6 protein-coding genes are annotated in these 6,534 nt (G+C 34.8%); all 6 read left to right on the top strand.

Annotated features, from left to right (window positions below; translation table 11 throughout):
• The first annotated feature begins 138 nt into the window (after positions 1-138).
• Positions 139-1,089, top strand: coding sequence for an MlaD family protein (locus tag Q0A18_RS12985; RefSeq protein ID WP_292010577.1), 951 nt, complete (start codon positions 139-141; stop codon positions 1,087-1,089).
• A gap of 14 nt (positions 1,090-1,103) precedes the next feature.
• Positions 1,104-2,435, top strand: coding sequence for a (Fe-S)-binding protein (locus tag Q0A18_RS12980; RefSeq protein WP_292010576.1), 1,332 nt, complete (start codon positions 1,104-1,106; stop codon positions 2,433-2,435).
• Between the two features lie 38 nt (positions 2,436-2,473).
• On the top strand, positions 2,474-3,259 hold the full coding sequence (locus Q0A18_RS12975; protein ID WP_292010575.1) for a (Fe-S)-binding protein: 786 nt from the start codon (positions 2,474-2,476) through the stop codon (positions 3,257-3,259).
• 111 nt (positions 3,260-3,370) lie between these two features.
• The gene (locus Q0A18_RS12970) at positions 3,371-3,859 is read left to right on the top strand and encodes a hypothetical protein (RefSeq protein WP_292010574.1); all 489 of its coding nucleotides are present in this window, start codon (positions 3,371-3,373) and stop codon (positions 3,857-3,859) included.
• Positions 3,860-3,865: 6 nt separating this feature from the next.
• Positions 3,866-4,987, top strand: a complete 1,122-nt coding sequence (locus Q0A18_RS12965; RefSeq protein ID WP_292010573.1) for a glycosyltransferase — start codon at positions 3,866-3,868, stop codon at positions 4,985-4,987.
• A partial coding sequence (locus Q0A18_RS12960) for an asparagine synthase-related protein (protein ID WP_292010572.1) occupies positions 4,984-6,534 on the top strand: 1,551 nt, incomplete at its 3' end. The genes Q0A18_RS12965 and Q0A18_RS12960, both read left to right, overlap by 4 nt.

Here is a 6,534-nt window from a genome sequence, read left to right as displayed (position 1 = left end):
TAACATTAAAAAATAAATTAAGACTAAATACAAAAAAGCCGCAAAATTTTTCCGGTTTTTTGTATTTAATGCATTGTAAAAAAGAAAAAGATTAATTTAAAATGTATTATATTTGCTCATCAGAAAAAATTTAGGAAAGTGAAGTTTAGTAAAGAATTAAAAGCTGGAATAATAGCGCTTATCGCTATCGTAGGATTTGTATTACTGTTCCAGTTTATGAAGGGCAGAAGCCTTTTTACTACAGACAATATATTTTATGCAAAATACGATAATGTAGAGGGATTGGCACAGTCTGCACCCGTTTCTATTAATGGATTGAAAGTAGGGCAGGTGGATAAGATCATTCCCAGAACTGCCAAAGATGGTAAAATCCATTTTATTATAAAAATTACAGTGGACAATAATTTTGAGTTTTCAAAAAAATCCACTCTTGAGATTTTTGAACCGGGAATAATGTCTGGAAAAGAAATGCGTGTAAATTTAGTATATGGAGGCCCTACTGCTAAAGATGGAGATACTTTACAAAGTGCTTATAAACTATCTCTGGTGAGTAGCCTTTCTTCGCAGGTAGGTCCGGTGAAAGACCAGCTACAAACCGTTTTGCACAGAGTAGATTCTTTAATGACCAATGCTAATCAATTGGTAGATGCACAAAACAGAGCCGAGATCAAAGCGTTGCTTTCAAATTTAAATAAGACAGTTCAAGCTCTACAAACTACGGCTGCGGGAGTAAACTCTCTTGTAGGACATAATGATCCGAAGCTTCAGCAGGTTCTGGATAATGCAAGTGCAACGATGGCGAGTGGAAAAGTGACATTGGATAAATATGGAAACCTTGCTGAAAGTATAGATACTAAAAAACTGAATGAGACGATCGCTAGTTTAGATAATACAGTAGGTCAGCTTAATCAGGTGATAGGGGGTATTGATAAAGGAGAAGGAAGTTTAGGAAAGCTGATGAAAGATGAGCAGTTATATAATAACCTGAACTCTGCATCAAATAATCTGAACTCTTTAATTGAAGACATGAAAGCGAATCCGAAAAGATATATCAACTTTTCAGTATTCGGTAAAAATAATAAAGACTAATAACGATTTATCCTATGCAGTATATTGATAATATTATTTTTCTGATTCTATTGGTAGCCGGTTTTGGACTGTTTGGCAAAAGCATGTTCAAGCTGTATCGAAATGTAAGATTAGGAAGGGAAATAGACCGTACAGATCACAAGTCCGAGCGTTGGGGAACCATGGCTCGTGTTGCAATGGGTCAAAGCAAAATGGTAAGACGTCCTGTGGCCGGAATACTGCATATCTTTGTATACGTTGGATTTGTTATTATCAATATTGAGCTTATTGAAATCATTGTAGACGGAATATTCGGAACACACCGTTTCTTAGCTTCTGTTTTTGGTGATACTTTTTATAGCTTCTTTACTGCTACATTGGAAATACTGGCACTTTTAGTAGTTGTGGGAGTTGTTATCTTCTTTATCAGAAGAAACTTCTATGGAGTAAAGCGACTGACGATGAAAGAGCTTTTCGGTTGGCCAAAACATGATGCCAATTGGATCCTTGTAATTGAATTTGCTTTAATGATGGCTTTCTTTAAAATGAATACTGCCGATTGGGTTCTGCAGCAAAGAGGACTGTTATCAGCACATGGGAGTTTCCCGATCAGTTCCACAGTATTGGCTCCTGTTTTCAGTAACTTCAGTGATGGGTTTTTATTCTTCACGGAAAAAGCTGCCTGGTGGTTCCACTTTGTAGGAATATTGTTCTTTATGAACTATCTTTATTATTCTAAACATCTTCACATTCTTTTGGCATTCCCAAGTACGTGGTATGCTAACCTTGAAAAGAAAGGTAAATTCAATAATCTTGAATCCGTTACTAAAGAGATTAAGTTGATGATGGACCCTAATGCAGATCCTTATGCGGTACCTGCGGAGGGACAGGCAGAGGAAGCTCCTTCTAAATTTGGAGCAGAAGATGTATTCGACTTGAATCAGGTACAGTTGCTTAATGCCTATTCCTGTACGGAATGCGGAAGATGTACTTCAGTATGTCCTGCCAATATTACCGGGAAAAAACTGTCTCCAAGATTGATCCTTATGAAAACAAGAGACCGTTTGGAAGAAGTAAGCCGTAATATTGATAAAAACGGAAAGTTTGTAGATGATGGCAAAAAGCTGTTAAATGATTATATAACGAAAGAGGAACTTTGGGCATGTACAACATGTAATGCCTGTACGGATGCGTGTCCCGTATTACTGGATCCGCTTTCCATCATTTTTGAAATGAGAAGATTCCTGGTTATGGAACAGTCTGCAGCACCTCAGGAATTAAACCTGATGATGACCAATGTGGAAAATAATGCAGCACCTTGGCAGTATAATCAGGCGGATCGTTTAAATTGGGCGACAGAAGCTTAGATCAGGTTCTTAAAATTTAAAAATAAATTCATAATAGAATGGATTTCAATATAAAAACAATGGCAGAATATGCTGCCGAAGGAAAAGCCCCTGAAGTTTTATTCTGGGTGGGTTGTGCAGGAAGTTTTGACGATAGAGCAAAGAAAATTACCAGAGCGTTCTGTAAAATACTTAATAAGTTAGGTGTGGAATTTGCGGTTTTGGGACAGGAAGAAAGCTGTACCGGAGATCCTGCAAAAAGAGCTGGAAATGAGTTTGTATTTCAGATGATGGCATTAACCAATATTGAAGTTCTTAATGCTTATGAAGTTAAAAAAATTGTTACGGCTTGTCCTCACTGTTTTAATACGCTTAAAAATGAATATCCTAGCCTGGGAGGAAACTACGAGGTATTACACCATACACAGTTTCTTAAAAACCTGATGGAAGAGGGGAGATTAAAGATTGAAGGCGGAAGTTTCAAAGGGAAGAAGATTACATTCCATGATCCCTGCTATTTGGGAAGAGCTAATGATGAATATGAAGCACCAAGGATCTTATTGGAAAAACTGGATGCCGAGCTGGTAGAAATGAAGAGATGCAAGACCAATGGTCTGTGCTGTGGAGCAGGAGGAGCTCAGATGTTTAAAGAACCGGAAAAAGGGAATAAGGATATTAATGTGGAAAGAACGGAAGAGGCATTGTCCTATGAGCCTAAAGTAATAGCCACAGGATGTCCTTTCTGTAATACGATGATGACTGACGGTGTCAAGCATTTTAATAAAAATGAAGAAGTTGCCGTTAAAGATATTGTAGAACTATTGGCAGAAGCTGAAGATTTATAAAGCTTTTACCAAATAAGATATGGCAAAATAAAACTCAAGGCTTTCTTGAGTTTTTGTTATTTAAAATAATTCAATTATAATGCTTAATTTTATACTTTAAATACAGAAGAAATGAAAATTGAAGAATCAAATATAGTAGAGACTAATGATTATAGAGTGATTGTCTATCCGGCTTCCCGACCATTTACAACAAAAGAGGCTAAGGCAATTACGGAAAGATTATATGACTTCCTGGCTACCTGGGCTGCGCATGGAAAACCATTGTCTTCTTCTTTTAAGATCGAGAGAAATCAATTTATTATCGTTTGTGTAGATGAAGAAAAAGAAGCGGCATCGGGCTGCTCTATTGATTCTTTAACAGGTCTGATGAGACAGTTGGAAGAAGAATATCAATTAGGATTTTTTGACCGTATGAAAGCCAGTTTTGTAGAAAATGGAGAAGTAAAAACATTAAAGTTGAGTGATTTCAAAAACGGATTAAAAAATGGAGAAATCTCTGAAGATATTGAAGTGTTCGATTTTTCTAAATCGACATATGTAGCCTTCCTTTCAGATTTTCTTTTGCCATTGAAAAGAAGCTGGGCTGCTTCTATAAAATAATTCTTTTTGAATATTCTCTTTATTTCATCATGGTTTCCAAATAAGCTGGAGCCTACCAATGGTAATTTTGTATGGTATCATGCAGAAGCAGTATCCTTATTGAATCATGTAGAAATATTGCATGTAATAGGAGATTTAAACCAAAAAGAAGAATTTATTTTTGACGATAACAACGTAAATAATATACGGGTACTGATAATTTATTATAAGAGCACTAACAATCCGGTTCGAAATTTTTTAAGAAGAATAAATGCTTATAAGTTGGGTTTCAATAAGATGACAAAACCCGATTTGGTTCATGCGAATATTCTGCATAATAATATGCTATTTGCAGTTTATCTTAAGAGAAAATATAAAATACCTTTTGTGGTAACAGAGCACTGGTCTGCTTTTCAGAAGGAGAATCAGGCTAAAACACCTTTTAAGATTAAGATAATAGCTAAGTATATTGCTAAGAAAGCTGAATATATTTTACCGGTCAGTGATCATCTTAAAGAAAGCCTTCGGCTCATGGGAATAGAAACTCCGATGAAGGTCATTTCCAATACAGTGAATACGGAAGTTTTTACCATTAAACCTAAATCTGAAACTACTCATATTATAAATTTTCTTCATGTATCTGGCCTTACTCCTTTGAAAAAGCCTAAAGATATCATTACAGTGATTTCTCGTTTACATAAGGAAGGATATCATGTAAATTTGGAAATAGGAGGAGATGGTGATCTTGTTCCTTTAAAAAAATTAATAAAAGATTTGAAGGGCGAAAACTATGTAAAACTCTTCGGTTTAATTAGCCACAAAGAAGTGGCAGAAAAGATGCAAAATTCAGATTACTTTATTCTTTTTAGTGAAAATGAAACGCAGGGATGCGTAATTTTGGAATCTTATGCTTGTGGAAAGCCTGTAATTGCAACAAATGTAGGAGGTGCAGCAGAATTAATCCAGGAAGGGCTGGGAATTGGAATTGAAAGAAATAATACAGAACAATTGTATACTGAGCTGGAAAAAATATGTAAAGGGGAATATTCTTTTAAAGATGAAAATCAGATCAGACAGGTAGTGGTTGAACAATATTCGAGAGAATCTATTGCGAGGCAATTTATGGAAATATATCAAAAGGTGATATGATAGAGCAAGGTTTTTCTGTTGGTATATATCATAATGAAGTTCAAATTAAAGATTTTTTTGGAAAACGAATTTATGATTCAGTTTTTATAGAATCACCCTCAGTAGATATTTTGGTAGATGGGATCATTCTTAATAAAAAGAACTTGCTGAAAAATACTTCGCTAGGTTTTAATGAGTATTTGGTTAAAGCCTATAAGGAGTGTGGCTGGAAAATTATCCAGCAATTGGAAGGGGAGTTCAGAGGTTGTATTTGGGATAAAAATAATAATAGGCTTTTAGTTTTCACCAACCCTACTTCTACCCAAAAAGTTTTTTATTCTCGCTTAAATGATCATATTTTTATTGATACTGATTTGATCAGGCTCAGCCGAACTATAAAAGAGAATGGGTTTTCTGTAAGCCCTAATATGGATGCTTTTTACCAATTATTAGTCGTGGGTAGCTTACTTGAAAATAAAACCCCTATTCAAAATGTTTATAAGGTTTTAGATGCTCATTTTTTGGAAATTAATGTTTCTGACCAGATAATTACAGAGAAAGAATATTTTAATGTTTCAGAAATAGAATATTACAATAAAAATAAGGAGAGCGCTCTGGACAACATCCATGACGTTTTTACAGAAGCTGTAAAAATGGAATATGAAAAAGATCTGGAGTATGGAACATCTCACTTATCACTTCTCAGTGGCGGATTAGATAGTAGAATGGCTATGTTTTATGCTCTGAAAAATAATTTTGATATAGGATGTGCTTTTTGTTTTTCTCAGTCTCAATATTTTGATGAGAAGATTTCGAGAAAGATTGCTGATGATTATAAGTTAAACTACGAATTCGTTTCTTTAGACGGAGGAGTATTTTTAAATAAAATCGATGAGTTAACGAGAATATCGGAAGGAATGACTCTTTATACTGGTGGTATCCATGTTCATCATGCAATTGAGAATCTGTCTTATAATAACTTTTCAATATTCCATAGCGGGCAGATCGGAGATGGGATTTTAGGAGGTTTTAATTCTGAACCAAGAAAAAAGAAGCCCACCGAATATAAGATAGTTATGAATAAACTATTTTTGCCTAAGGTCCAATCTGATCTTGAAACGGCTTTTAAAAAGCATGAAAAAGAAGAGATTTTCTTATTAAGGAATCTGGCCTATAACAGAACTGTTTTTGGTGCACAGGTGTTTCAGCAAAAAGCATATCAGACTTCTCCGTTTATGACTAAGGATTTTATAAAACTGGCAGTAAGTTTACCTGAAGAATGGAAATACAACCACCAATTCTATTTTGAATGGCTTTCCAAACATTGTAAGGAAGCAGAACAATATGTCTGGGAAAGAACCTTAATGAAGCCTGATGCAAAATGGAAAGTTTTTGTGGGAGACAAAATCATTAAAAGAGGCTTTGTACAGTTTTATAACAGAATCTTAAGATTACCACAGAAAACCAGTATGTATCCTTATCAATATTATTTTGATTCTAATGAATTGATACAGAAGAATTATCAGCAGTATTTTGAAGAAAATATAGACAGATTAGAAAAATATCCG

The organism is Chryseobacterium sp., from assembly GCF_022712095.1.
Classification (GTDB): domain Bacteria; phylum Bacteroidota; class Bacteroidia; order Flavobacteriales; family Weeksellaceae; genus Chryseobacterium.
Note: the sequence above shows the minus strand (reverse complement) of the source record. Positions and strands in the feature narration are given on the sequence as shown.

Bases quoted from the DNA above. Each gene is read 5' to 3' on its own strand.
- Q0A18_RS12975 (WP_292010575.1), top strand. From the start codon at position 2,474: ATGGATTTCAATATAAAAACAATGGCAGAATATGCTGCCGAAGGAAAA.
- Q0A18_RS12970 (WP_292010574.1), top strand. From the start codon at position 3,371: ATGAAAATTGAAGAATCAAATATAGTAGAGACTAATGATTATAGAGTG.
- Q0A18_RS12980 (WP_292010576.1), top strand. From the start codon at position 1,104: ATGCAGTATATTGATAATATTATTTTTCTGATTCTATTGGTAGCCGGT.